Below are 22,904 nucleotides of genomic sequence, written 5' to 3' on the forward strand. Positions count from 1 at the left end.
TTTGTGCGCTTGCGTTAAAGACAGCACCAGAGATAAGTAAAAAAAAGAGGTATTTTATCATGATCAGTCGACCGCTATGCTTAGAAAATCAGCTTTTGAAATAGTTCTTAAACTGTTATATAGTTCCTTTTTCCCCTTTGTAACAACTACTCGTGTTTCATATCCGTTCTTAAAAGGAAGCACAAATGAAAAGTTTCCGAGACTATCGGATTTATAAATTGAGCTGCTGCCCTGAAATCGAATTTCTGCATTAGAAATTCCTTCTTTACTGGACAGTTCGAACACCCGTCCCTGGACGTTCACAGAGTCAGTTGCTTTATCCAGGGCGACAGTGAATTCGGTAAAACGCGACGAGTCACTTAGTTTGTAGCTCGCTGGGGATTTCAAAAAATACTCTGGTATGTCAAGAGACAAATTAATTTTCTCCCCGTGATAGTTTGCATCGATACCCGTAAACAAAACATTCCCATCCTCATCAATTTTTCTGCTTGCACGGTATTCCTTGATCGAAACCCGAACTGTTCCGGTGGTGACCAGCTCGTTAGCGCCCTGTGGACCGTTGAAAGTGAACGATAAACTCAAAGGCTCCCTGTTTCCAGGTTTGTATTGGTAAGCAATGTAAAGGATGATCAAAAAGATAACAACAGGCCCCGCTAGCTGCAGCTATTTATTTTGCATCTGCATGTTGTATTTAGCCACCGACCGCAAAGCGCCCCCAATAAAAGCCGTTGCTATAAGATCGATAAAAATAACCAGCATAAAATAAACTGGCGGCGAAAGATTGATCTGATTTGTAAACCTGATGATAAAATAGAAAAAAGCAAGGAAGACGATGAATCCAACCAGCGAAATAACAACCCAATTATATGGCGTCAACTTTTTCATTATCTTAAAAAGATTGATTAGATCAGTTGCCGTAATGAAGCATCCGATATTGCGGGCGGGTGAATTAAAGTTACACAAACTTTAACAACATGTAACAAATTAATCTATAAGTTTTGAGACGGTATGTTTTTGAATTAGATTACAGATATTCGCGTCATACATCATATGAAGAAGCTCAAATACGTGCTATCGGCAAGCGGACTTTTGCTTGCGGCGTGCTCCAAAAGCATTTATGCGCCAACAAATAAAATATATAAACAGCAGGCAAAATCGTTTGCACAAACCGTTGGTCAATATCCACCTGCTACTCCAGGCCAGGATTCGCTTGACCTGGCGAAGGACTTTGTAGGAACCATTAATTTTAATTTACGGAAACCTAATTTTGTCATTATTCATTATACGGCTCAGGATTCCGTTGCACAAACCCTCAAAACGTTTACATTAACAAGAACGCAGGTCAGCGCTCATTATGTTGTTGCCAAAGACGGTAAAATTTATCACATGCTGAATGATTATATGAGAGCCTGGCATGCAGGTGTTGGAAAGTGGGCCAACGATGCAGACATCAACTCCTCTTCTATCGGTATTGAAATTGATAACAATGGTACCGAACCATTTACAACGCCACAAATCGCCAGCCTCACTAAACTGTTAGGTAACCTGAAAAAAAACTATAATATCCCAGCCGCGAATTTTATCGGCCATGCTGACATCGCTCCGAAACGCAAGCCTGATCCGGGTGTGCTTTTTCCATGGAAAGATCTGGCCAGGAAAGGTTTCGGATTATGGTACGATGATATTCTTGAGCTGCCGCCAGTTACTTTCGATTACCGCAAAGCTTTGCATACCATTGGTTACGATGTCAGCGACTACAATGCAGCGATCGTTGCTTTCAAAAAGCACTTTATACAAACCGATGTAAGGCCGCACCTTACGCAGCTGGACATGAACGTGATTTATAACTTATATCAGAAATACTAAAGTTGCCTGGTTATTTCCGGTACTGCATTCTGAAAGTTAACGGCGTCGTCCCTTCCGATTTTTTAAAGAGCTTAGAAAAATAGGTATGGTCGTCATAGCCAAGTTCATTCGCGATTTCCTTGACATTGAGCGAGCTATAATAAAGCAAACGCTTCGCTTCGAGCAATACATGATACTGTATCCAATAGCTTACCGAATATCCCGTTGCTTTCTTCAGTGATTCATTAAGGTAGCTTTCAGAAACATTTAAAATTGCTGCATAAGCTGCGGGACTTTTCAACGTCTTAACTTTTTCAAGCAGGAGATGCTTAAACTGCAACGCCAGTTCTTTAGGCCGTTTTGCTGTCAACGCGCCGTTAATCGGCTGATTAAAACACGAAGCAGCTATACCTAAAAAAGCATGAAGGATTGAATGAACCACCCCTTGAAAAAAGGGTGACTCCGGAGATTCGGCCGTTTTTTCCTTTAACAGGTTTAATAGCCGATTGCACTGTGATATCAAATTATCGCTTAAGCAAAAAGGCTGATTCAGGGAAAACTGGCTGTCAAAAACCATTCGGTATTCACGGGGAATTAAATAAGCCTCGACCGCAATAAGCCATCCGCTTCCCTTTTCTTCCATCAGGCGACTATAAATCTGGCCAGGGAAAATATAACAAATTGATGGAGCGCTGATACTGACTTGCTGAAAATCCAGCATTAACGAGGCATTGCCATTTTCCAATAAATAAAAAAGATACCGTTCGTCGCGTTGTGTTTCCCAGGCTTCATTCATTGCCTGAGTAGCATTATTGAAATGTTTCATATCAAAGCCGTGGCTGACTTTTTTCGCTAGCGGAGGGTCGGAAATATCGTACATGTAAGATCCGGTTTAAGAAGCTCAGATTTTTGACACATTGAACCAGTAATAAATCATTGTTAAAAACACATTCTCAAAGACGTGCCTGAGCTGCATATCCTTGAATACATATACGGCAGTTTATTGACGAAAAGTTTTAAATTCCGTAAAAAATCAATCTGGCGATTTCAGCCTATTGCAAAATTTGATTTGGAATATTATCACACGCACTGCGAATGTTTTATAACCAAGCTATGCGACTATGGATTAGCCATTGCTTTAACCATTACAGATTATGTCCTTACGCTATCAATATCTTAGCAAGATAGGATTTCTTTATTGCTCAGACGCATCGTCCCCATCCGCAGACCGGGTACTTTCAGTATCTAATTCAAAAGACGGGACTGCAGCATCATACGCTCGTTCCAGTTCGTCATATTCGGCCGAGTTCTTATTTTCAACGCGTCCGCTAGCTGGATCGTTAAGAGGGTTTTTAGAGGAGTTTTGGGGAGTTTCTTCGTCCGGAGATGAAGAGTTATTTTCCGGTATCATATCGTTAGAATTTATAGATATAAACCGTAAGCGCTTCTATTGTTTTAACTTTTATCTCATTGAGCATTTTTATTCGTTCATCCTTGAAAATTTCTCGGTATCACGCATAGTTATACTTACAATCAGAGAAACACCAATGCAAGCGGTAAGATACCAATAAAAATAATTAGCATGTCCGCTTTGCTTACAAAGTAGGGCTACGTACTCGGCTGTTCCTCCAAAAAGAGCTACGGTAGTGGCATAAGGGAAACTCACGCCCAATGATCGTATGTTAGCGGGAAATTGTTCGGCTTTAATAATTGCCGAAATTGAAGTGCACATACTCAAAATAAACAACGATATTATTATCAGCGAAGTTGCAAGCCAGATATGATTGGCATGTTCCAGATTTGTCAGTATTGGAACCGTGGTCAGCATTCCGAGTACCCCATAGCAAATCATCATATTTTTCCGACCATACTTATCGCTTAACACACCGGATATAAGTTGAGCAAACATAAAGGCTACAAGCGCAATGATTGTAATGGTGGTCGCATCATTTTTACTGAATCCGCTAGTATTAACTAAAAACTTCTGCATGTAAGCGGTGAATGTATAAAAGGCGACTGTTGAGCCAATGGTTAAGCCAACGATTACACGAAGCTCGCGGCTAAATTTGAACATTTCCGACATAGACCCTTTAGTTTTTTCTGTTGCCGTTTCACTTCTAAACGAATGGGTTTCCGAAAGATTCCGACGAAGGTAAATTGCCGACAACGCCAGGATTGCCCCTACGGCGAAAGGTATTCTCCATCCCCAATCAGACAATTGTTCCGGCGATAACAAGTAGCGTTGTAAAACCAATAAAATCGACAATGCGATAAGCTGCCCCAGAATCGTCGTTACATATTGGAAACTTGAATAAAAGCCCCGGCGATTTGACGGCGCTATCTCGCTTAAATAAGTTGCAGCAGTACCATATTCGCCGCCGATACTGATTCCTTGCAGCATCCTTGCTAAAACCAGAATAATAGGTGCTACGATTCCAATTTGCTTATATCCCGGTACAAACGTGATAACCAGCGAGCCGGCGCTCATTAAAAGCACTGATAAGGTAAGTGCTGCCTTACGCCCTTTTCTATCGGCATACATACCCATAAGCCATCCGCCAAACGGGCGCATTAAAAATCCAATGGCAAAAATTCCCGCCGTATTAAGCAGCTGTGCCGTTTGATCGCCTTCAGGAAAAAAGGCAGAGGCAAAGTAAAGCGAAAACACCGAGTACGCGTACCAGTCGTACCACTCAACAAGGTTTCCTACCGAGCCTCCTAACACAGATTTGAATTGATTTTTAAAAGTATTCGGATAAGTATAATGTTCGATTGCCATTTTCGTCTGTCTTAAAAACAAAAAGATAAGGTTGCTTTGCGAACCCTTAACATACGAATAGCAAAAACAAAATCAACTCACAGATAATCAATTATTTAAAATTTTTATTGCGATCTTAGTTATACTAACCAAACATATTACGATGCGAAAGACTGCAATGCACCCGCAATTAAATAATTAACTACAATCAAATAGCTTATGAAGGAAGATCTATATCTAAAAACCGGGCGACTATTTTTAGGAATCGCCATAGCTGCGATAGGTATCATTCACATAGCCTCGGGTCATTTTCCGAATGGCTTGCTACCCGTTCCTCCGGCAATGCCCGGTCAAAGGCTTTTTTCAGCACTTACAGGCGTATTGTTAACTGCTTCCGGAATTTTGATCGTATCAAAAAAATGGACGTTTCAAGGTGCGATACTTGCAGCAATTGTCTGGTTTATTTTATTTCTACTGATTCATTTGCCTAAGCTATTTAATAACATGAAAGATGCTGGCGAATGGACAGTCGTTTTTGAAGTAGTTCCGCTTATTTGCGGTGCTGTTATTTTAATTGACAATTATTATCATGGCAACAGGCTGCAAAATCATCGAAAAAACTCAAAACTAAGTCTGTTTAGTGCATACTTTTTCGCAGTATCCTTAATCGCCTTTGCAGTGCTGCATTATATATATGCAGAGTTTATAGCTACATTGATACCGGGCTGGATTCCCGGCCGGCTATTCTGGGCATATTTCGTCGGTGTGATATTTTTAGCCTGTGCAGTCAGTATAATTATTAACAAGCTCGTTCTGATTTCTTCGATACTTCTCAGCTTAATGTTTTTCCTTTGGTTTTGGATATTGCATTTGCCAAGAGTTATAGCAAGCTTACATACAGAAACTGAGTGGACAAGTCTGTTTGTAGTCCTGGCAATGAGCGGGATTTCGCTTTTAGCTGGATTTGCAATCAGCAGCCATAGTACCAACCTTACGAGGCGATATTAGCCTTTTCGATATTGGTCAAGGTCTAAAGGCAAGGAAACAAAAAAGGTTAAGCAAATGCTTAACCCTTTTTTATCTCTTTCGCCCAGGCATCCTTCAATGTCACCGTGCGATTAAAAACCAGCATTCCAGACGTTGAATCCTTATCAATTGTAAAATAGCCTTTGCGAATAAATTGATAGCCTTTCCCGTGCTCTGCATTTGCTAAATCCGCTTCTATAAATGCGTTTGGAATTACCTGCAAACTTTCTGTATTGATGTATTCTTTAAAATCGCGCTCTTCGTTTCCCGGATCTTCTACTTTAAATAAACGATCATAAAGGCGAACTTCTGCAGTTTTCGCATGCGGGACACTCACCCAATGAATCGTTCCTTTAACATGTATCCCACTTGTGTCGTGCCCGCTTTTGGACTCTGGGATGTATGTACAATGAATTTCGGTCACATTACCCGCTTCATCTTTAACAAAATCCTCGCATTTAACTATATAGGCATGTTTTAAACGAACACTTAAACCGGGTCCTAAACGGAAAAATTTCTTCGGTGGATTTTCCATGAAATCCTCGCGTTCGACCCAGAGCTCGCGGCTAAAAGGAATTTGGCGACTTCCTTCACCGCCTTCAACTTCCGGATTGTTTTCGCCTTCCAGCATCTCATCCTGGCCTCCGGGATAATTGGTTATAACGAGTTTTACCGGATCAAGCACAGCCATACGGCGCCATGCAGATTTATTCAAATCTTCACGTATAAAAAACTCCAGAAGGCTGTACTCTACAAGATTATCGCGTTTTGCAATACCTATCCTATCACAAAAATTCCTGATTGAAGCGGGTGTAAATCCTCTGCGGCGAAGCCCGCTGATCGTTGGCATACGCGGATCGTCCCATCCTTCAACAAACCCTTCGGTTACAAGCTGAAGTAGCTTTCTTTTGCTTGTAACAGTAAAATCAACATTCCGACGGGCGAACTCATATTGCTTTGACGGATAAATTTCGAGCTTCTCTATCAGCCAGTCGTACAACTCGCGATGAGGGACAAACTCAAGCGTACATATCGAATGCGTAATATTCTCAATTGAATCGCTTTGCCCGTGTGCGAAATCATACATTGGATAAATGCACCATTTGTTACCGGTACGATGATGGTGGGCATGTTTGATGCGGTATAAAATCGGGTCGCGCATTAACATATTAATGTGCGCCATATCAATTTTTGCACGTAACGTCCGCCTGCCATCTTCAAACTCACCATCCCTCATTCGTGAAAAAAGGTCGATATTCTCTTCAACTGAGCGGTTTCTGAATGGACTATCTTTTCCGGGTTCAGTAGGTGTACCTTTAAGTTCAGCCATCTCTTCCGCTGAAATATCATCGACGTAAGCAAGTCCTTTTTCTATAAGCTTGACGGCGTAACCGTAAAGAGTTTCGAAATAATCGGACGTATAAAGCTCCTCTTTCCAGGTAAAGCCAAGCCATCTGATGTCGTCTTTAATACTTTCCACATACTCCGTTTCCTCGGTGGTTGGATTCGTATCATCAAACCGGAGATTGGTATAGCCGTTATATTTCTGAGTTAATCCAAAGTTTAGGCAAATACTGGATGCATGTCCTATATGCAGATAACCATTAGGCTCCGGAGGGAAACGGGTTACTATTTTCTCGTATTTCCCCTCCTTTAAATCTTCTTCTATAATCTCTTCTATAAAATTCAGAGAGCGCTCTTCGTTTGTGATCATATGTTATATAAGGCGCAAAAATAATAAAAATCGAGGCGATTATAATTGACAGGCAAAGGTTTCACTCACTTTATGTTATTTAAGCTACATAAAACTAAGATGAACCAATTATCGTAAGTTATGTTATTCATGTAAAATATTGTGAAATTATCACAACATTTTACCAAATCTTATCAGACTTTTTTAGCTTTAGAGATGCTAAACGATGATTTTGAACGCCCGATACGTGTTCTGGTTGCGAAGATAGGACTTGACGGGCACGACAGAGGAGCTAAAATTATTGCTACCAGCCTTCGGGATGCCGGAATGGAGGTTATTTATACCGGCTTGCGCCAAACTCCCGAAATGGTAATTAATACGGCTATCCAGGAAGATGTTGATGCGATTGGAATATCAATTCTTTCCGGGGCGCATATGACGGTTTTTCCAAAAGTCATGCAGTTGCTAAAAGACAATGAGTTGAACGATGTATTGATAACAGGCGGAGGAATCATTCCTGATAAAGATGTCGAAAAGCTAAATGAACTGGGAGTCGGAAAGCTTTTCGCCCCTGGATCAAGCACGAATGAAATTGCCGTTTATATAAAAAATTGGGTGCTGAATAATCGTAAATTGTAACCTATGATTTACAACACATTAATTACTAGTCTGAATAATCGCATTTTAACGGTTACGATTAATCGCGAGAATAAGTTGAACGCACTCAATAAGGAAACGCTTGATGAATTGCATAAATGCCTGAATGAAGCATTTAGTAATGAAGCGGTCGGCGGTATAATTATTACCGGTGCCGGAAAAAAGTCATTTGTTGCCGGTGCCGATATAGCAGAGTTCCAGGGTTTAAATGCAGAAGAAGCCAGCAATTTATCAAAATCGGGACACACGAAAGTATTTGATCTTATCGAAAACGGCCCGAAGCCTGTTATTGCTGCTGTAAACGGATTCGCTTTGGGCGGTGGACTGGAACTTGCGATGGCTTGCCATATTCGCATCGTGTCTGATAACGCCCGTTTTGGTTTACCCGAAGTAACGTTGGGTTTAATTCCGGGATATGGCGGAACACAACGCCTTCCACAACTGGTTGGCAAAGGAAAGGCTATTGAAATGATCTTATCCGCGCAAATGATCGACGCAAACGAGGCCTTCAGAATCGGATTAGCCAACCAGGTTGTCACACTGGAAGAATTACTGCCTAAATCAGCCGAGTTATTAACAGTTGTTTTAAGCCGGGCTCCTTTAGCGGTTGCCGCGGCTATACGCGCAATAAACGCTGGATACACAGATGGAATTAATGGTTTTCAAACAGAAATAGAACAATTTGGCGGATGTTTTACAACAAACGACATCAAAGAAGGAGTTTCAGCTTTTTTAGAAAAGCGGGTTCCTAAATTTTGTGGAAACTAATTGGGGAATTTTTACACAAGTACCCGCGAATTAGTATATATTAGTCGCGTTTATGTTGTTTAACGAGGCCGCCTGAACCTTTTATGAAAAGAATTTTAATCATTGATGACGAGATCAACATTGGTCTGCTATTATCGCGTTTCCTGAACCGTAATGGATTTGTAGTTGACACTGCTACGAACGGCAACAGCGCGATGGAAAAACTCAGCGAAAACGAGTACGTCCTTGTGCTTTGTGATTTTAGACTGGAAGACACCGATGGACGGGAAATCCTAAAAAAGATCAAGCAACTATATCCGAACACCGGTGTAATTATTATAACAGGATATTCTGATATAAAATTGGCCGTAGAGCTTATTAAGCTTGGCGCGTACGATTATATAACTAAGCCGCTTTATCCTGATGAAATTTTAAATACCATAAACAAAGCCATTGAAACACAGGAAGCGCTTTCAAAAAATTCACATGAACCTCTTCCTGTCAGCGAATCAAATACATCAAAAAATGGAAGTTCCCTCCCTGATGGTTTTGTCATTGGTCAAAGCACCACATCAAAAGAATTGGTTAGACAGATTCAATTAATCGCGCCGACTAATTACAGCGTGATTTTAACCGGCGAAAGCGGAACCGGAAAAGAATCAGTAGCTCAATCTATTCACTTGCAAAGTCCGCGGAAGGATAAGCCATTTATTGCGATGGATTGCGGCTCTTTAACGAAAGAACTGGCTGCCAGCGAATTTTTCGGTCACGAAAAAGGTTCATTCACAGGTGCTTTATACACTAAAATCGGCCATTTCGAAATGGCAAATGGAGGAACTTTATTTCTCGACGAGGTTGGTAATTTATCCTATGAAATACAAGCTGCCTTACTGAGAACTGTTCAGGAGAGAAAAGTGAAGCGCATTGGCAGCACAAAAGAAATCGACCTGGATGTTCGTATTATCGTAGCAACGAATGAGAACTTCCAGCAAGCGATACAAAACGGGCGCTTCCGCGAGGACCTTTATCATCGTTTTAATGAGTTTAGTATTCATTTGCCTCCATTGCGCGAGCGCGGTAAAGACATTATTCTTTTCGCCGAAAACTTCCTGAAAATTGCCAATCAGGAGCTAAACAGAAACGTCACAGGGTTTTCCGAAGAAGTAGTTGAATGCCTGCTAACATATAACTGGCCCGGGAACGTTCGCGAAATGAAGAATTTTATTCGCCGTGCGACGCTGCTTAGTGAAGGTTCGCTGATAACGCTGAAATCGCTGCCTCTGGAGATTGCCACTTATGCTCATATTTCATCGTACGACGGCACCACAACAAACGGTGTGAGCCAACCAGCTAAAACCGGCCTTAAAAATGTAGCCCTTGAGGCAGAATACGAAACAATTCTGAAAGTTTTGAAAGACGTCAATTTTAACAAAACCAAAGCCGCTAAAATACTAAACATCGATCGTAAGACTCTTTACAATAAAATGAAGGCTATAAATTTAAAATAGCGCATGTGAATTACGATTCACATCTTGTGGAACATTTGTAACAGACAAACTCCCTCTTACCTATAATTGACTTCATCAGCCAAAGGCACGGCTATTGTATCATTTGCCATTCGCAGCTAAACACAAGTAGCCGATAGGTTTATGAAGTATATTAAGGTTTTATATGTCGATTTAAATTATGAAGCGTTCCTTCATATTCAATCACTTTTACAAAACCGTGATTCAGAAAACAGCTACGAGCTTGCCTGGTGCAATGATTATAAAATAGCTATTAATTCAATTTTAAAGCAACATTACGACCTTTATCTGGTTAGTAGTGACTTGGGGAAATGGAGTGGGCTCGACCTGCTTCATGAAGCCGTATGCTCTAATTGCAATGATCCTATTATCATGCTGAGCCCGGATAATGAGATTTATAGTCAGGCTTTGGAAGGTGGGGCATTTGATTCCCTATCAGTAAAAACACTCAAGCCGGCTGCACTGGAAACAGTTATTCGCTATGCTGTTGAACATAGCAGCACTATAAAAAAACTTAAAACAGACGGCGCTATGCTTCGGGATATTTTCGAACGCTGCAAAGAGCCGATAATTATCAGCAATAAAGAAGGAGAGATTTGTGACTGCAATAAATCTGCAATAGATTTTTTTAAGATATCCAAGGATCAGTTGCTTAAAACGCCTGTTAGCACACTTTTTTCCGACCCTGACGAATTAAAAAGATTCCAACAGCTAATTGAGGGAGAAGGTTCAGTTTCTGATTTTGAAACGTTTCTGAAAGCCGGCGATGATACATTACGATTCTGCACGCTATCATCTTTTGTTCAAATTACACAGCGTGGAAGTACTGAGGTGTATCATTCGATCATACATGATTTAACAAGCCGCAGAAATAAGGTTATGGAAATCATGGCAAAACAGAAGCGGGAAGTTTCGAAGCAGCTAGCAATGAGCCTCGCGGAAAAAATTCAAAACCCGCTATCTACTGTCAATTTCGCCTTACATGAAATGAGTCAGAACGTTGGCAACGACGCTCATGACCTAAAAGCTTATATCGATATCGTGAAAGAAAGCTGCGGACGTATCAGCAAATTAACAGCTGGCATACTATCTGATAGCTTTATAACAACAGAACAAATTAAATAACGCTCGTTTTGGTTAAACAATCAACTTCCCCTGTGGTTAACAGTGGGAAGTTTTTTATTTTAGACCTTTACTTTCATGTCACAATTCAATTATAAACAACGTAATAACATTGTTCTTGTCATCCTCATTATTCTGGGGTGCTTAATCCTTTACTCGTTACGAACGATTGCCGGATGTCTTTTGTCGACAGTGGTGATGTATACTATTTTCAAACCAGTATTTATTGCCATACGCGACAAATGGAAATGGCATTCTGTAGCTGCGGCAGCCGCGGTAATACTAGGTTCGTTTATCATCATTGTATTACCAGTACTAACGCTTACGGTGATGGTAATTAATAAGATCACCGATTTTCAGCGCGATGCTTTTAAAATCCGGGTTTTAATGGGAAAAATTGACGATTTCTTCGGATCAAAGTTAAGACAGCCTGATTTAATGGACCAGATGACAACTAAAGGTAAGGCCTTCATCGGCGATCTCTTTCCTTCGATATTAGGTGGCGCAGCTGACATTTTGCTTGGCGTAACAGTCATGTATTTTATTTTATATTTTATGCTTACCTGTACTGAAGAGTTTGAAAAAGCTCTGCTTAAATATTCGCCTTTCCAGGAACATAACTCGAAGAAATTCGGAGTCGAACTCAGGAATACGACTTATTCGAACGTTCTTGGGCAGGGTTTTATCGCGTTTGTACAGGGTGCACTGGTAAGCATTGCATTTTTCATCTTTGGCGTGAGCGATCCGATTTTCTGGGGCGTAATTGCAACGTTTTTATCTTTTTTGCCAGTGATCGGCGCTCCAGTTGTTTTTTTGCCGGCGGCAATCATTATGATTATGCAGGGAGATACTTTTAACGGCGTAGGATTGCTTCTTTTCGGAATACTTATCATTACTAATATCGACAATGTAATACGCTTTATAATAGCAAAAAAGGTGGCCGACACTCATCCATTGATCACAGTAATAGGCGTAATTATAGGCATCCCGATATTTGGAATCCTTGGACTTGTTTTCGGACCCCTGCTCCTTTCCTATTTTATTCTTACTGTCCGCATTTATGAAACCAGTCAACTGGCAACTGAACGATTAGAAAAAATCCGTGCGGCCGAAGAAAAGAACATTTCAGAAAACACTTTATAACTTTTCACTGTATAAATTATAAGCTAAAATATAACAATCATGAACGACAATTCGAAAGTAGTAATTGCCTTATTAGCCGGACTGGCCGCCGGTGCTGCACTAGGAATTTTATTCGCACCTGAAAAAGGTACTGAAACAAGAGATAAATTAAACGACGCCTTAAAAAATCTGGGCGATTCAATTAAGGACACCGCCGCTGAAGAAATTGAAAAGCTGGCTGAGTTTAAAGACAAAGTGGTTGAAACAATTAAATCAAAATTGAATAAACCCGAAGAGGAATACACCGGTGTAACTGATCAAATCTAACAGAAACCCACATCATGCCAGAGATAACGGAAAACAACCAGGATATCATTAGCTTGCTTAAGGAATATGTTGAAACCAACATTGAACTTGGTAAATTGACCATTAAAGAGAAACTTATCATCGCGATAGCAAATGCTATCACCGATACTGCAATGGTTATCAGTCTTTTGATAACTTTTTTGTTTGCCTGCATAACACTTGGCTTTTATTTGGGAGAGGTGTTAAATTCTAATGCTGCCGGCTTTGGGATTGTCAGTCTGATTTTTCTTACCATCGCTATAATTGTTTACTTCATTAAAGATGGTATTTTAGAAAGAGGCCTCCATAATTTTATGGTTAAACGCATTTATCGAAAGAAAAAATAATGGGAAAAGTGTTTACGACTTTTGCTGAGATGCAAGCCGAAATTGTCCTCCTTAAAGTAAAAAAGCTCGAGCAGGAAGAACAGATTAAAGAGAAGTTTAAAAGCCCTGGTGCTATACTCTCAACAGTGACATCGCTTTTTAAACGATCGCCGGGTAAAGGTTCAAATTTTATATCGGATCTGATAAGCCAGGATTTTATAACGAGTATCAGCAGACTGGTTCTGCCGGTTTTTATGAACAGTTTTATATTCAGAAAATCCAACTTTATTACCAAAGCGATAGTAGCATTTGTATCGCAGCGCGCGGCAAAAAATGTCGATTCTCACACATTAAACAATCTCGTTGAAAAAGCGAAGGGACTTTTTAGCAAGTTTACGAGCAAGAAAGATCAGAAGCCGCAATCAGTTAAAATCTCAGCTGGAAAGGATTACGGAATCCCGCCTTACAGCGAAACATATTAGTCAAGAGAGCGATGAAATTCATCGCTCTTTTTTTTATCGCTCTACATAACTTTTCAGAAAATCGTGGTAAGCCATTTCGATACCTTCGCGAAGTTCAATATTGTGTTTCCAGCCCTGTGCGTGAAGTTTTGATACATCCATCAGTTTTCGTGGCGTTCCATCCGGCTTCGATGAATCAAAAACAAGCTCGCCTTTAAAATCTATAACATCCTTAATAAGCAAAGCTAAATCTTTAATGCTTACATCTTCACCCGTGCCCACATTTACCAACCCGGATTCATTGTAATTCAGCATCAGGTAATAACAAGCTTCGGCTAAATCGTCGGCAAAAAGAAATTCCCGCTTTGGTGTTCCTGTGCCCCAAATAGTCACTGTCTTATCATTATTCGTTTTTGCTTCATGAAATTTACGGATCAAGGCCGGCAGCACATGGGAATTTTGGGGATGGTAATTATCGTTATAGCCGTAAAGATTAGTCGGCATGACCGATATGAAGTTACATCCATATTGCTCACGATAGGCATCACACATTTTTATGCCGGCAATTTTCGCGATGGCATAAGGCTCATTGGTATATTCAAGCGGGCCGGTGAGTAAGTATTCTTCTTTTAATGGCTGCGGAGCCATTTTAGGGTAAATGCAACTCGACCCGAGAAACATCAGTTTTCTAACCCCGTTAACATAGGCGCCATGAATGATGTTATTTTGTATGCAAAGATTTTCATATAAAAAATCAGCACGGTAAGTATTATTGGCTATAATTCCACCAACTTTAGCAGCAGCAAGAAAAACATAATCCGGCTTTTCCTCTGCCATAAAATCAGCAACGGCTTGTTGATTACGAAGATCAAGTTCTTTCGACGATTTTTTTATAATGGATGTAAAACCTTCTTTTTCTAATTTACGAACGATGGCTGAACCAACCATTCCATTATGACCGGCAACATAAATTTTAGCGCTTTTTTCCACAGATAAATGACTTAAGCCCCAAATATAAAAACTTATTTTTGTGCCGGTAAACAAACATGGGCAAAGACAAACTACGAAGATTCGCAGAAGTTGATACATTTAGCAACGTTCTGCAACTTGATGAGGGCAAAGTAATGAAAGGGCAATGGGCCGAAAAACACTTCGGTAACACCAACCCTGTGATATTGGAATTAGCCTGCGGAAAAGGTGAATATACAGTTAACCTCGCACGCCTATTCCCGGAAAAAAACTTTATCGGCATTGACTATAAAGGAAACAGGATATGGAGAGGCGCCAAAACAGCGTTGGAAGAAGGCATTAATAACGTTGCTTTCTTAAGAATTCGGATAGAAAACATTCTTGACTATTTTGCTAATGGCGAGGTATCTGAAATCTGGATCACCTTTCCCGACCCGCAGCCGCAAGTAAGCCGCGAAAAGAAACGACTAACGCACAACCGCTTTCTTGAAAAGTATCAATCGATCCTAATAAAAAACGGCATAATCCATTTAAAAACAGATAATGACGCATTGCACGAGTTTACTCACGAAAAAATCGGCGAGTTAGGGCTTGAACTCCATGCGAAAACCGAAGATCTTTACAATTCGGATCTGGTAAATGAAGTTCTCTCTATTAAAACGTATTACGAAAAGAAATATCTTGTTTACGACAAAAACATTAATTACCTGAAATTCAGTTTCGGTACAAATGGACAAGGATAACTTTTTTGAGCAGGTTTACCAGGTTGTCAGGTTAATCCCAAAAGGAAGAATAACCTCTTACGGGGCCATTGCCGCTTACCTGGGAACAAAAGGTTCTTCGCGAATGGTTGGCTATGCAATGAATGGCTGCTCGGGAATTCAGCCACCCGTACCGGCTCACCGCGTTGTAAACAGGGCCGGAATGCTTAGCGGCAAACATTATTTCGGCAGCGAAAACCTGATGCAGCAACTTCTCGAAAGTGAAGGAATCACTGTTATTGATGACCAGGTTCAAAATTTCAAAGAACTATTCTGGGATCCGGCAGTAGAACTCGATCTCGAAAAATAAAACACATGGGAAAACTAGTTAACGAATTTAATGATTACCGTACCCGCATGAACGACCGGATTATGGAATCGGCTAACACCAATATTAAACGCTTTTTTGCCTTAGACACAACAACATATGCTGATGGTGCTCTAGATGTTAAAACCAAAGAAATGCTTGGCTTGGTCGCATCGATGGTTTTACGATGTGATGACTGCATTAAATATCATTTAGGTAAATGCCATGAAGCCGGTGTGAACACTGCTGAAATGAATGAGATATTTATGATTGCCAACCTGGTTGGTGGATCAATTGTTATTCCGCATTATCGCAGGGCTGTTGAATATTGGGATGAGCTAAACGCACAATAATCGCCGGAAACCATGGATATCATTGGCGCTTTTGCCGCCTGAACTCTATTCTGCTAGTGTATCACAAACTTTAGTTGTTCTACGCTGTACTAAAGTCATGAAGAAGATTTTCCACGCACTCATTTTTGTGCTTTTTTCAGTTTCTGCATTTTCACAGCCGGATACCCTTTCGATAACGCTTGAAAATGTACAATATCCTTATCCGGTAAAGTTTCTGAATTTAACGGTAGAAGGCCAGGATTTTCGAATGGCTTACATGGATATAATTCCTGCTCAGTCTAACGGGAAGTCGGTTGTTCTTTTTCATGGAAAAAATTTTGGCGGATACTACTGGACGGACGTTATCAAAGCGCTATCCGTTAAGGGTTATCGAGTCATTGTTCCCGACCAGGTCGGATTCGGTAAATCATCCAAACCATTTATTCACTATAGCTTTCAACAACTGGCAAAGTGGAACAAACAGTTACTAGATACATTAGGAATAACTAAGGCAAACATCTTAGGACATTCTATGGGTGGAATGCTTGCAACCCGATTCGCTCTGATGTATCCTGAAAAAGTAGAAAAATTATTTCTTGAAGATCCAATCGGGTTGGAAGATTACAGGGAATTTGTTCCGTATGTCACAACCGAAGAGCAGTACAAAACGGAATTAAAAACCACTCCGGAAAGCGTCAAGAAATATTATCAGTCGTCCTATTTTCCGCAATGGAAGCCAGATTACGATTACCTCGTAAAAATAGGTGCCGGAGTTGCAAAAAGTGCTGATTTCCCCAGATACGCTAAAGTATCGGCGATGACGTTTACCATGATTTACGAGCAGCCGGTGGTCTACGAGTTTAAGGATTTGAGGGTTCCCGTAGTTTTGTTTATTGGCAAGGAAGATCGAACCATTGTTGGAAAGGCCCTTCTATCGAAGGAGCAGCAAAGCCAGCACGGGCAATATCAAATGCTCGGAAAAGAGACTGCGAAAAAAATACCAGCTTGTAAGCTGATTGAATTTGATGGCGTTGGCCACATTCCTCATATCCAAACTCCTGAACAATTTATTGTATCCCTGCTTCAAAACCTGTAATCAAGATTTAAGTATTTTAGGTATGGAAAAAGAAGAATGACTGCTATCTGACATAGATTTAAGCAGAACATACACTTATGCCGACTATAGGAAATGGCGGTTTGAGGAACGAATCGAGCTGATTAAGGGAAAGATCTTCAAGATGAGCCCGGGCCCCAATACAGTACATCAAACGGTAGCCGGCAATATACACATGCCTTTCTTTGGAATTACTTAAAGGAGAAGCTTGTAAAGTTTTTTCCGCGCCTTACGATGTTCGTCTACCAGGCAAGTCAAAGCTAGATGAAGATATCATAACAGTTTTACAACCTGACATTTGCTTTGTTTGCGATCCAGGAAAGATCGACGAGCGCGGTTGCATTGGCGCGCTAGATATTGTCGTTGAAATTCTCTCCCCATTCTAACAATTCAAAAGAACTAAAAAACAAATATGAAGTTTACGAACAGGCAGGCGTAAAAGAATACTGGATTATTCATCCAGTTGAAAAAACATTCATGAAGTACCTTCTTGTCCATGGAAGCTATCAGCCTTCGCGACTTTTTACGCTCGGAGATGTAGTAAGCTCTTCAGTACTTTACGGGCTTGAACTTCAGCTTGACGAACTTTTTGTTGGCCTTATTGACTATTAAGCCAGCTTTTCTACAATCGAATTTATCGTCAATTTTTCCTGGTCACCGGATTTCATATTTTTTAATGTCAGCAAACCTGATTGAATTTCTTCGCTCCCAATCAGGATTACGTAAGGAATATTTTTCCCATCGGCATAACTCATTTGCTTTTTAAGTTTGGCAGACGCCGGATATAACTCTGCTGAAATATTTTGTGCGCGCAATTGGGCAAGTATAGGTAAAGCAAACTTTTCCGCTTCTGAATCAAAATTGGTAATCAACACTTTCGTAGTTTCTTCAGTACTTTCAGGGAACAGTTTCAATTCTTCCAGTACGTCGTAAATTCGATCGGCACCAAATGAAATCCCAACACCGGTCAAACCCTTTAACCCAAACATGCCGGTAAGGTCGTCATAGCGGCCACCGCCACCAATGCTGCCGATAGATACATTGTTTGCTTTCACTTCGAAAATAGCTCCGGTATAGTAATTCAGGCCGCGAGCCAGTGTGATGTCAAGCTGGAGGTTTAAAGCTGAAGGGCCAATACCCGAAGCCGAAAGCTGGTGAACGTACCCAAATATCTGTTCGATTTCTCCTATTCCTTTTAAGCCTGTTTCCGACGAAGCTAAAACCTGCTTTAAACTTCTCAGCTTCTCTTCATTCGACCCTTCCAGCAGAATCACCGGCTTTAGCTTGTCAATATCAGTGTCATTAAAACCGCGATCCAACAACTCTTTTATAACGCCATCCAATCCGATTTTATCCAGCTTGTCAATCGCGACGGTCATGTCGACAATCAGCTCCGGCTTACCGATGATCTCAGCGATTCCCGACAGTATTTTTCGGTTATTTAATTTTATGGTGAAGTTAGTTAAGCCAAGTTTCCGTAAAGCTTCATCATAAATAAGAACGAACTCGGCCTCATTCAATAAACTTTCAGAACCAACAACATCCGCATCACATTGATAAAATTCGCGGTAGCGGCCTTTTTGCGGACGATCTGCACGCCATACGGGCTGCACCTGAAAGCGTTTGAAAGGAAAGGAGATATCATTTTGATGCATCACCACATAACGGGCGAAGGGCACCGTTAAATCGTAGCGTAATGCCTTTTCAGAAATTAAAGACACGAGCCTGGCACTATTTTCCTCTGCACCGAAATCAAATAACTTCTTTTTTGGCTCGTTCAAATATTCACCACTGTTCAGAATTTTAAAGATCAGCTTATCCCCTTCATCACCATACTTTCCGGTCAAAGTGTCCAGGTTTTCCATACTCGGCGTTTGGATCTCCTGGTAGCCATATTTTTTAAAAACGGATTTAATTGTATCAAAAATATAGTTGCGTTTCACCATTTCTGTTGGTGAAAAATCTCGGGTGCCTTTTGGAACTGATGGTTTAAAATTAGCCATGGGCGCAAAAGTACGTAATTCACATTTTATGAACATCTATTTAGAATAATTCAAAATAATTTTGGTTTATGCGCGTTGCGTTATACATTTGCTGCAGTTTAGAATTAATCCAAATAAAATGAACGTACCTTATCCTTTAAGAAAATCCATATACCTAACATTCGCATTTTGCCTTTCTGTCATAACGGCATTTGCTCAGTCCGGAAAAATTAAAGGGCAAGTAACAACTGCTGATGGTAAGGCGGCCCCAGACGTTTCAGTAAACCTCGTCGGGACAAAAACAGGAACAACTACGGAAGAATCAGGCGCATACACATTGAGCGGCCTTAAACCTGGAAATTACACGATTCGTGTATCAGCTCTTGGTTTACGAAGTCAGGAAAAGCAGGTTTCTGTAACTTCAAACTCAACGCAAACCGTCAACTTTTCTCTTACTGAAAATTCAGCCGAGTTAGATGAAGTAGTTATCAACGGCGGGCGTGTAAATAAATTTGATAAAAAATCGAGTGATTACGTTGCCAAAATGCCCCTAAGCCGCATTGAAAACCCGCAGGTATATACAACCGTGAGCAAGGAATTGTTAAACGATCAACTAGTCTACACTGTAGATGATGCCATGCGTAATGCTACCGGTATTCAAAAAATGTGGGAAGCAACCGGACGCGGCGGTGATGGCGGCTCATTTTATAGCACACGAGGCTTCATTACACAGAGTTCGTTGCGTAATGGTATTGCCGGACTTGTGACAAACCAGATCGATGCTGTAAACCTGGAGAGACTTGAAGTTATTAAAGGTCCATCTGCGACACTATTCGGCAGTTCATTAACTTCATATGGAGGCATGATTAACCGTGTCACAAAAAAACCGTATGACACTTTTGGCGGACAAGTGGAGTTTTCGGCTGGAAATTTCGATTTTCAACGTATTAGCGTTGATTTAAATCAGCCAATAAGTAATGACAAAAAATTACTATTCCGTCTTAATACGGCGTTCAATCATGAGGGAACATTTCAAACTGTAGGCTTTACTGATGCATCTACTGTAGCGCCAAGCCTGGTTTATAAACCTACCGATCGTTTGTCAATTAGCCTCGACGCTGAGCTGACATATGGCCACAATGTTGGCAAGCAAGGTATATTCTTTTATTATCCTGTTGCCCAGTTAGGTTACAGCAATGCAAAGGATGTCCCGATCGACTATCGAAATTCGTATATGGGAGATGGATTGGCGCAAAAATCAAGAAGTACAAACCTTTTTGGACAGGTGAACTATAAGATCTCGGAAACTTTTACATCATCTACCAATATCACTGCAAGTAATAGTTATTCGAATGGAATGTCACCATATTTTTATATGGTTCCCGGGAGTTCCGGTAAATCAGATTCTATTGCCCGTGCCGACCAATCAACAGATAACAGTAAGAACAGGATATTTGAAATCCAACAAAACTTCAACGGTGACTTCAAAATTGCTTCACTGCGCAACAGGGTCGTATTTGGGCTTGATTATCTTCGGGTAAATTCGGACCAGCATTTTTTCGGAAGTTACTTCGATAACGTTTCGTTTACTACTCCGAATACAGATTACAGCCAGTTCAATGGCGTCAATTTGGAAGAAAAATATTCCTCAGGAGCGGTTGATTTTACCTATCCGATAATTAATGAAATAATCACTTATTCTGCATTTGCTTCGGATGTTTTAAATCTTACTGAAAAACTCAGTGTATTGGCAGCGATTCGTTACGATCATTATGATGACAAAGGCGGTATTGTTGGATCTCCTTACGATGGATATACCCAATCGGCGTGGTCACCTAAATTTGGAATTGTTTATCAACCAATAAAAGATCAGTTGTCTGTGTTTGCGAATTATCAAAACAGCTTTAAGAACCACGGGACATTCTCAGCGTACAGTGAAAGCGCTACAAATAATCTAATATCTCAGCATGCAGATCTGGAACATGCAAATCAGATTGAAGGCGGTATTAAGTTTGATGCATTGAAAGGAAAACTTAGCGGAACCGCGAGCTACTATAATATCAAGGTTGAAAACATGTTGCGATCAGATCCAAGAGCGTTAAATGCACAAATACAGGATGGAACACAGATCAGCAAAGGAATCGAGTTTGAATTAATTGCCAATCCGGCCAGAGGATTAAACATCGTGGGAGGTTTTACTTACAACGATTCAAAATACGAAAAAGCTGATGCGGACGTAGAAGGACGCCGCCCGGCTACAGCATCATCTCCATACCTTGCAAATTTATGGATAAGTTACCGCTTACCCGAAACTGCAATTAAAGGTTTAGGATTTGGATTTGGCGGAAACTACGCCAGCGATAACAAAATCGTAAACAGCATAACTTACGGCGTTTTCACACTTCCATCTTACACCGTATTAAACGCTTCAGCATTTTATGATTATAAAAAATTCAGGCTTTCAGCGAAAGTTGACAACCTGACGAATGAAAAATACTGGATTGGTTATACAACCATGAACGCTCAGAAATTAAGAAGTGTTGTAGGTAGCGTAGCCTACAAATTTTAATTGTTAGTGGTGTGATTACTCCTTCCGGCCTTGCCGGGAGGAGTTTCAATTTAACCGGATGAAAAAGAAACGGAACCTAAAGTACTGGATCGGCAGAATTCATTTATGGCTCGGCTTGACAAGCGGGCTTGTTGTTTTTATAGTAAGCCTTACAGGCTGCCTGTTTTGCTTCCACGATGAAATTGAAGATATCACTAAGCCGCATCGACATGTCGAAGCGCGTAATCAGCCATACCTGCCTCCATCAGTTTTAAAGGAGAACGCGCAGAAAGCCGTGCCTGACGGTAAAATTTCGTTTTTGAGCTATGTTGGGAAGGATCGTCCCGCGCTGGCTTACACCACCAATAGTACGAGCACCTATTATGTTTATCTCGACCCGTACACCGGAAAGCATTTAAAAACTGAAGATTTAAAAACCGACTTCTTCATTATTGTTGAGTATATCCACCTCTATTTATTGTTACCGGCCGAAATCGGAAGACAGATTGTAGGTATTTCAACTATTGTATTTGTTGTAATGCTGATTAGTGGAATAATTCTGTGGTGGCCGAAGCGCAAATCAGACCATAAGCGGAGCTTCAAAATAAAATGGAATAGCAAATGGAGGCGTGTTAACTATGATCTTCATAACGTTCTCGGATTTTATGCTGCAAGCATCGCGTTGGTTCTGGCACTAACAGGCCTGGCGATTGACTACGAATGGATGCGTAAAACATTCACTTACACCGCTAATCTTGGCGCTCAATATCCCGATGAAGACAAGCACCCGGTTATTGATACCATTAACCACAAACCGATAAACCGCCCGGTTATTGACGTAGCCATGGCTCAGACATTCAAATTGTCTCCAGCTTCCGAAATGTATTTCGTCACTTTTCCAGAAAAGACCTCTGAATCCTTCGAAACCGGTGCTTATGCCAAATCTCTGGTTTATCATCAGCAAAACAATTACCATTTCGACCCGGTTTCTGCTCAGTTACTCAAATCGCAACCCTATAAAAGCAAAAGTGTCGGCATGAAGCTTAACGAGATGAATTATGCTATTCACACCGGGCAGATACTGGGACTGTTTGGAAAAATAATCGCGTTTATTGCCAGCCTTATTGCGACAAGCCTGCCGGTAACAGGGTTTATTGTGTGGCTTGGCAGAAGAAAGAAAAAATCAAAAGCTGAAACAGGAGTAAAATTAGTAACAACACGAAGAAGTCGTTTCAATAACGTGAAGCTTGCGGGTGAGTGAAC

Annotated in this window: 25 protein-coding genes; 17 read left to right on the forward strand and 8 right to left on the reverse strand. The window is 40.8% G+C overall.

The window, feature by feature from the left end:
* Positions 1–63: 63 nt before the first annotated feature.
* Positions 64–633, reverse strand: coding sequence for a hypothetical protein (locus GS399_RS01530; protein ID WP_160842813.1), 570 nt, complete (start codon positions 631–633; stop codon positions 64–66).
* Between the two features lie 30 nt (positions 634–663).
* Complete coding sequence (locus GS399_RS01535; RefSeq protein ID WP_160842814.1) at positions 664–885, reverse strand: hypothetical protein; 222 nt, start codon at positions 883–885, stop codon at positions 664–666.
* Positions 886–1,050: 165 nt separating this feature from the next.
* Here GS399_RS01535 and GS399_RS01540 point away from each other — a divergent pair, with 165 nt between their 5' ends.
* The gene (locus GS399_RS01540; RefSeq protein ID WP_160842815.1) at positions 1,051–1,866 is read left to right on the forward strand and encodes an N-acetylmuramoyl-L-alanine amidase; all 816 of its coding nucleotides are present in this window, start codon (positions 1,051–1,053) and stop codon (positions 1,864–1,866) included.
* A gap of 10 nt (positions 1,867–1,876) precedes the next feature.
* On the opposite strand, the gene GS399_RS01545 is transcribed toward GS399_RS01540, so the two are convergent.
* The 3 genes from GS399_RS01545 to GS399_RS01555 all read right to left on the reverse strand — a co-directional run bounded on the left by GS399_RS01545 (position 1,877) and on the right by GS399_RS01555 (position 4,624).
* Positions 1,877–2,725, reverse strand: coding sequence for a helix-turn-helix domain-containing protein (locus GS399_RS01545; RefSeq protein WP_160842816.1), 849 nt, complete (start codon positions 2,723–2,725; stop codon positions 1,877–1,879).
* Between the two features lie 315 nt (positions 2,726–3,040).
* The gene (locus tag GS399_RS01550; RefSeq protein ID WP_160842817.1) at positions 3,041–3,256 is read right to left on the reverse strand and encodes a hypothetical protein; all 216 of its coding nucleotides are present in this window, start codon (positions 3,254–3,256) and stop codon (positions 3,041–3,043) included.
* Positions 3,257–3,325: 69 nt separating this feature from the next.
* On the reverse strand, positions 3,326–4,624 hold the full coding sequence (locus GS399_RS01555; protein ID WP_160842818.1) for an MFS transporter: 1,299 nt from the start codon (positions 4,622–4,624) through the stop codon (positions 3,326–3,328).
* Between the two features lie 198 nt (positions 4,625–4,822).
* Between GS399_RS01555 and GS399_RS01560 the strand changes: the two genes are divergently transcribed.
* A complete protein-coding gene (locus tag GS399_RS01560) occupies positions 4,823–5,611 on the forward strand; it encodes a hypothetical protein (RefSeq protein ID WP_160842819.1) in 789 nt (262 codons plus the stop codon).
* 58 nt (positions 5,612–5,669) lie between these two features.
* On the opposite strand, the gene GS399_RS01565 is transcribed toward GS399_RS01560, so the two are convergent.
* Positions 5,670–7,343: a glutamine--tRNA ligase/YqeY domain fusion protein gene (locus GS399_RS01565; RefSeq protein ID WP_202409352.1), complete on the reverse strand. Its 1,674-nt coding sequence runs from the start codon at positions 7,341–7,343 to the stop codon at positions 5,670–5,672.
* Between the two features lie 141 nt (positions 7,344–7,484).
* Between GS399_RS01565 and GS399_RS01570 the strand changes: the two genes are divergently transcribed.
* The 8 genes from GS399_RS01570 (at position 7,485) to GS399_RS01605 (ending at position 13,649) form a co-directional block, all read left to right on the forward strand.
* Positions 7,485–7,961, forward strand: a complete 477-nt coding sequence (locus tag GS399_RS01570) for a cobalamin B12-binding domain-containing protein (RefSeq protein ID WP_369410088.1) — start codon at positions 7,485–7,487, stop codon at positions 7,959–7,961.
* Between the two features lie 3 nt (positions 7,962–7,964).
* Complete coding sequence (locus tag GS399_RS01575) at positions 7,965–8,747, forward strand: enoyl-CoA hydratase/isomerase family protein (RefSeq protein WP_160842820.1); 783 nt, start codon at positions 7,965–7,967, stop codon at positions 8,745–8,747.
* 83 nt (positions 8,748–8,830) lie between these two features.
* Positions 8,831–10,234, forward strand: coding sequence for a sigma-54-dependent transcriptional regulator (locus GS399_RS01580; protein ID WP_160842821.1), 1,404 nt, complete (start codon positions 8,831–8,833; stop codon positions 10,232–10,234).
* Positions 10,235–10,375: 141 nt separating this feature from the next.
* Complete coding sequence (locus tag GS399_RS01585) at positions 10,376–11,377, forward strand: response regulator (protein WP_160842822.1); 1,002 nt, start codon at positions 10,376–10,378, stop codon at positions 11,375–11,377.
* A gap of 75 nt (positions 11,378–11,452) precedes the next feature.
* A complete protein-coding gene (locus GS399_RS01590; protein ID WP_160842823.1) occupies positions 11,453–12,517 on the forward strand; it encodes an AI-2E family transporter in 1,065 nt (354 codons plus the stop codon).
* A gap of 39 nt (positions 12,518–12,556) precedes the next feature.
* Positions 12,557–12,823: a YtxH domain-containing protein gene (locus GS399_RS01595; protein ID WP_160842824.1), complete on the forward strand. Its 267-nt coding sequence runs from the start codon at positions 12,557–12,559 to the stop codon at positions 12,821–12,823.
* Between the two features lie 14 nt (positions 12,824–12,837).
* Positions 12,838–13,188, forward strand: a complete 351-nt coding sequence (locus GS399_RS01600; RefSeq protein ID WP_160842825.1) for a phage holin family protein — start codon at positions 12,838–12,840, stop codon at positions 13,186–13,188.
* The gene (locus GS399_RS01605) at positions 13,188–13,649 is read left to right on the forward strand and encodes a hypothetical protein (RefSeq protein WP_160842826.1); all 462 of its coding nucleotides are present in this window, start codon (positions 13,188–13,190) and stop codon (positions 13,647–13,649) included. Before GS399_RS01600 ends, GS399_RS01605 begins: the two co-directional genes overlap by 1 nt.
* A 33-nt stretch (positions 13,650–13,682) precedes the next feature.
* On the opposite strand, the gene fcl is transcribed toward GS399_RS01605, so the two are convergent.
* On the reverse strand, positions 13,683–14,618 hold the full coding sequence (fcl, locus tag GS399_RS01610) for a GDP-L-fucose synthase (RefSeq protein WP_160842827.1): 936 nt from the start codon (positions 14,616–14,618) through the stop codon (positions 13,683–13,685).
* Between the two features lie 56 nt (positions 14,619–14,674).
* Between fcl and trmB the strand changes: the two genes are divergently transcribed.
* The 5 genes from trmB to GS399_RS20765 all read left to right on the forward strand — a co-directional run bounded on the left by trmB (position 14,675) and on the right by GS399_RS20765 (position 17,723).
* Positions 14,675–15,340, forward strand: a complete 666-nt coding sequence (gene trmB / locus GS399_RS01615) for a tRNA (guanosine(46)-N7)-methyltransferase TrmB (protein ID WP_160842828.1) — start codon at positions 14,675–14,677, stop codon at positions 15,338–15,340.
* The gene (locus tag GS399_RS01620; protein WP_160842829.1) at positions 15,327–15,668 is read left to right on the forward strand and encodes an MGMT family protein; all 342 of its coding nucleotides are present in this window, start codon (positions 15,327–15,329) and stop codon (positions 15,666–15,668) included. Before trmB ends, GS399_RS01620 begins: the two co-directional genes overlap by 14 nt.
* A gap of 5 nt (positions 15,669–15,673) precedes the next feature.
* Positions 15,674–16,018, forward strand: a complete 345-nt coding sequence (locus tag GS399_RS01625) for a carboxymuconolactone decarboxylase family protein (RefSeq protein WP_160842830.1) — start codon at positions 15,674–15,676, stop codon at positions 16,016–16,018.
* Between the two features lie 97 nt (positions 16,019–16,115).
* The gene (locus GS399_RS01630) at positions 16,116–17,093 is read left to right on the forward strand and encodes an alpha/beta fold hydrolase (RefSeq protein ID WP_160842831.1); all 978 of its coding nucleotides are present in this window, start codon (positions 16,116–16,118) and stop codon (positions 17,091–17,093) included.
* Between the two features lie 381 nt (positions 17,094–17,474).
* The gene (locus GS399_RS20765) at positions 17,475–17,723 is read left to right on the forward strand and encodes a Uma2 family endonuclease (protein WP_237487837.1); all 249 of its coding nucleotides are present in this window, start codon (positions 17,475–17,477) and stop codon (positions 17,721–17,723) included.
* Here the strand turns inward: GS399_RS20765 and hisS are convergent.
* The gene (gene hisS, locus GS399_RS01640) at positions 17,720–19,114 is read right to left on the reverse strand and encodes a histidine--tRNA ligase (RefSeq protein WP_160842832.1); all 1,395 of its coding nucleotides are present in this window, start codon (positions 19,112–19,114) and stop codon (positions 17,720–17,722) included. The two genes, GS399_RS20765 and hisS, sit on opposite strands and share 4 nt — an antisense overlap.
* Before the next feature lie 118 nt (positions 19,115–19,232).
* On the opposite strand from hisS, the gene GS399_RS01645 reads away from it, so the two are divergent.
* The gene (locus GS399_RS01645) at positions 19,233–21,662 is read left to right on the forward strand and encodes a TonB-dependent receptor (RefSeq protein WP_160842833.1); all 2,430 of its coding nucleotides are present in this window, start codon (positions 19,233–19,235) and stop codon (positions 21,660–21,662) included.
* Between the two features lie 58 nt (positions 21,663–21,720).
* Positions 21,721–22,902: a PepSY-associated TM helix domain-containing protein gene (locus GS399_RS01650; protein ID WP_160842834.1), complete on the forward strand. Its 1,182-nt coding sequence runs from the start codon at positions 21,721–21,723 to the stop codon at positions 22,900–22,902.
* Positions 22,903–22,904: the final 2 nt, after the last annotated feature.

It is taken from the genome of Hufsiella arboris, from assembly GCF_009834875.1.
In the GTDB taxonomy this organism is placed as follows: domain Bacteria; phylum Bacteroidota; class Bacteroidia; order Sphingobacteriales; family Sphingobacteriaceae; genus Hufsiella_A; species Hufsiella_A arboris.

Bases quoted from the DNA above. Each gene is read 5' to 3' on its own strand.
- GS399_RS01540 (WP_160842815.1), top strand. From the start codon at position 1,051: ATGAAGAAGCTCAAATACGTGCTATCGGCAAGCGGACTTTTGCTTGCG.
- GS399_RS01585 (WP_160842822.1), top strand. From the start codon at position 10,376: ATGAAGTATATTAAGGTTTTATATGTCGATTTAAATTATGAAGCGTTC.
- GS399_RS01565 (WP_202409352.1), bottom strand. From the start codon at position 7,343: ATGATCACAAACGAAGAGCGCTCTCTGAATTTTATAGAAGAGATTATA.
- GS399_RS01630 (WP_160842831.1), top strand. From the start codon at position 16,116: ATGAAGAAGATTTTCCACGCACTCATTTTTGTGCTTTTTTCAGTTTCT.
- GS399_RS01590 (WP_160842823.1), top strand. From the start codon at position 11,453: ATGTCACAATTCAATTATAAACAACGTAATAACATTGTTCTTGTCATC.
- GS399_RS01605 (WP_160842826.1), top strand. From the start codon at position 13,188: ATGGGAAAAGTGTTTACGACTTTTGCTGAGATGCAAGCCGAAATTGTC.
- GS399_RS01545 (WP_160842816.1), bottom strand. From the start codon at position 2,725: ATGTACGATATTTCCGACCCTCCGCTAGCGAAAAAAGTCAGCCACGGC.
- GS399_RS01555 (WP_160842818.1), bottom strand. From the start codon at position 4,624: ATGGCAATCGAACATTATACTTATCCGAATACTTTTAAAAATCAATTC.
- GS399_RS01625 (WP_160842830.1), top strand. From the start codon at position 15,674: ATGGGAAAACTAGTTAACGAATTTAATGATTACCGTACCCGCATGAAC.
- GS399_RS01535 (WP_160842814.1), bottom strand. From the start codon at position 885: ATGAAAAAGTTGACGCCATATAATTGGGTTGTTATTTCGCTGGTTGGA.
- GS399_RS01550 (WP_160842817.1), bottom strand. From the start codon at position 3,256: ATGATACCGGAAAATAACTCTTCATCTCCGGACGAAGAAACTCCCCAA.
- GS399_RS01645 (WP_160842833.1), top strand. From the start codon at position 19,233: ATGAACGTACCTTATCCTTTAAGAAAATCCATATACCTAACATTCGCA.
- GS399_RS01575 (WP_160842820.1), top strand. From the start codon at position 7,965: ATGATTTACAACACATTAATTACTAGTCTGAATAATCGCATTTTAACG.
- GS399_RS01560 (WP_160842819.1), top strand. From the start codon at position 4,823: ATGAAGGAAGATCTATATCTAAAAACCGGGCGACTATTTTTAGGAATC.
- GS399_RS01620 (WP_160842829.1), top strand. From the start codon at position 15,327: ATGGACAAGGATAACTTTTTTGAGCAGGTTTACCAGGTTGTCAGGTTA.
- GS399_RS01600 (WP_160842825.1), top strand. From the start codon at position 12,838: ATGCCAGAGATAACGGAAAACAACCAGGATATCATTAGCTTGCTTAAG.
- trmB (WP_160842828.1), top strand. From the start codon at position 14,675: ATGGGCAAAGACAAACTACGAAGATTCGCAGAAGTTGATACATTTAGC.
- GS399_RS01595 (WP_160842824.1), top strand. From the start codon at position 12,557: ATGAACGACAATTCGAAAGTAGTAATTGCCTTATTAGCCGGACTGGCC.
- hisS (WP_160842832.1), bottom strand. From the start codon at position 19,114: ATGGCTAATTTTAAACCATCAGTTCCAAAAGGCACCCGAGATTTTTCA.
- GS399_RS01580 (WP_160842821.1), top strand. From the start codon at position 8,831: ATGAAAAGAATTTTAATCATTGATGACGAGATCAACATTGGTCTGCTA.
- GS399_RS01650 (WP_160842834.1), top strand. From the start codon at position 21,721: ATGAAAAAGAAACGGAACCTAAAGTACTGGATCGGCAGAATTCATTTA.